Annotated in this window: 4 protein-coding genes; all 4 read left to right on the forward strand. The window is 36.8% G+C overall.

The annotated features are described in order from the left end of the window. Window positions 1–235 precede the first annotated feature (235 nt). The 4 genes from B8880_RS12110 (at window position 236) to B8880_RS12125 (ending at window position 2,289) form a co-directional block, all read left to right on the forward strand. On the forward strand, window positions 236–1,225 hold the full coding sequence (locus tag B8880_RS12110) for a hypothetical protein (RefSeq protein WP_084257839.1): 990 nt from the start codon (window positions 236–238) through the stop codon (window positions 1,223–1,225). Between the two features lie 211 nt (window positions 1,226–1,436). Next, complete coding sequence (locus tag B8880_RS12115; RefSeq protein ID WP_244165647.1) at window positions 1,437–1,598, forward strand: helix-turn-helix transcriptional regulator; 162 nt, start codon at window positions 1,437–1,439, stop codon at window positions 1,596–1,598. After that, a complete protein-coding gene (locus tag B8880_RS12120) occupies window positions 1,595–1,942 on the forward strand; it encodes a hypothetical protein (RefSeq protein ID WP_115306359.1) in 348 nt (115 codons plus the stop codon). The genes B8880_RS12115 and B8880_RS12120 overlap by 4 nt, the downstream gene beginning before the upstream one ends. Then, window positions 1,939–2,289, forward strand: a complete 351-nt coding sequence (locus B8880_RS12125) for a hypothetical protein (RefSeq protein WP_084257841.1) — start codon at window positions 1,939–1,941, stop codon at window positions 2,287–2,289. The genes B8880_RS12120 and B8880_RS12125 overlap by 4 nt, the downstream gene beginning before the upstream one ends. The last annotated feature ends 97 nt before the right edge of the window (window positions 2,290–2,386 follow it).

Consider the following 2,386-nt stretch of genomic DNA (forward strand, 5'->3'; position numbering starts at 1 on the left):
TCAGTCTTTTCACATGCCTCTTGAGGGGCATGTGAAGTACTAGGCCCTTATAGGGTAGCCGAAAAACCGCACGTTTCACGTGCGGATTGTTATTTGGGCGTTATTCAGCCTTGAGACCGACAAATAAACAGTATAAAATCAAAGTATCAAACACGCCTAGGCCGATCCCCGAAAGCAAGACACCTTATCTTGTTGGCGTGTTTCCACTCTTAAGGATAAATGCGAAAGGGGCGTTATGACCACTCTTAAAGTATTGCCTAAAAAGTCCTACTCGATTAGTGACACTGTAAAATATATCTCAGGCAACTATAATATAAATATCTCAGAAAAAGACATATTAGAATATATTCAGAGTGGAGCTTTAAAGTCTTCCATTCATTTACATTGTTCACACAGTAAAATAACAGAGATTAATAGAAAAGAAGTAGACAAGAAAAATAAATTATTTATTAGAAATGAGGGGTTATTCTTTAAATTTGATAAAACAGAAACAAAAGCGAAGGTTTTAAAAAGAGAGGAATTCTCAACAATTGAAATATATTTTGAAAATATTTATTTTAAATTTGGCATTTATTTAAATGCTGAATATTACATTTATGAAGAACTAGCCAATGCTGAGGAAATTATTTTATGTAGTGCTGGAATGGATAAATTTAAACACATTTATTTTAGTGGTTATATGCCTATTCATAGTCAGTTCATCGAGCAATATAATATTGATGAATTAATTAAAATTGGATTTATTGAAGAGTTTCCAGACATTTCATTCATTGGAAATAGCTTTCATTGCTTAATAACCGTTGAAGAAAACAGAACAAAACTATATTTAGATGATCTTTGTATTTTACACAAAGATTTAATTTCATTTTTAGAGCTTTTTTCTGTAATTGATAAAACCTATGATCAAATCGAAGATATAACCCAACTAAAAGCCAAGATCAAAAAACAAGAACAAATCATTCTAGAAAAAGAAACCGAAATAGCCCAATTACAAACCGCACTTGATGATAAAAATATCCCTCAACTACTAGGCGTTTACCGAGATGATGACCCGCTTAAGATTGCCATAGAAGTGCGGAATAAATACTGGTCAAGCTATCCTGAGAATGTGAAAAGTAATGCTCAAATAAGAGATTACATCATGCGTTATTATGGTATAACCAGCAAAACACGCGCCGAATATATAGAGGTTGTTGCCTGTCCTATTGATCGCAAGAAAAACTAACTTCATATCAACCCATAATTCTATATCCCGCCTATATGAGCGGGATATTTTTTTGTATCCCCCATATAACACCTGAATATATCCCTAATGCTTTAATAACCCTCGTAGCTTTACGCAGCACCACGAAACAAAACGAACGAGAGGTTATTCAATGAATGTACAACCACAATTCCCCCAAAAAAACCAAGTATGGATCAGCACTGCCGAGCTAATGACAATGCTGTCCTTTGGGCGTACTAAACTCAATGAGTTAGTCAAAACAAATCAATTTCCGCAGCCTATCCGCTTGACCAGCAACTTTATCCGTTGGGATTTAGCCGAAGTCAACGAATGGATCGAGCAACAAAAAGCCAACCGAGGAGTAATCCAATGACCCGATTAATGACCGTGGCCAGAGCCTTAATTGTTAATCCGCATATCGGTATTAGCGAAAAGGAATCCTATTTCAATTGCCATTTTCTCAATGCCCGCAATGAGGTGAACGAAATTGAGAGAACCTTAGATATTGAGATTGAGCGAGTTAAAGAGAAAAGCGAAGCCGGGCGGTATTACACCCGTTATTTATTGGGAAGTGCTGAACAAATTCATAAAGTGGCCGAGCTTTATAACGCAAAATTGAAATATCAACAGCAACACAACAAAAAATATTTGGAGCTGGTGCCAATCACCGGCAACGAAATTCAACACGCCATTAATTTACTAGGAGCAAAAAAATGATGAACCAAGAATTAACCGAAGCCGAAGAAATTCGCGCACTGCCGATATTGATTACACGCTATAAGAATCAATATCCGTATTTTACTTTTAATTATGATGAAGAGCTTGGCTTTTTCCATGCGGTGCATTTGGGTAACCGAAAATTTTTCATAGTTACTTCACAAGTAGACACGTTTGAGGAGCTGGTGGATATTATCGCCGTACAGCAATCCACAAGTAATATTCCATTGCTGGTGGACTTCATGGAGGTGAATTTATTAACCGTATTTAATCGGACACTAAAAACTATTTACCGCCCTACCCCAAAACCGAAGCAGAAAAAACCACTTTGTGACGTTTTCCATTAACCAAATAACAATCCGCACGTGAAACGTGCGGTTTTTCGGCTGCCCTATAAGGGCCTAGTACTTCACATGCCCCTCAAGGGGCATGTGAAAAGACTGA

It is taken from the genome of Pasteurella testudinis DSM 23072 (assembly GCF_900176075.1).
GTDB lineage: Bacteria > Pseudomonadota > Gammaproteobacteria > Enterobacterales > Pasteurellaceae > Chelonobacter > Chelonobacter testudinis.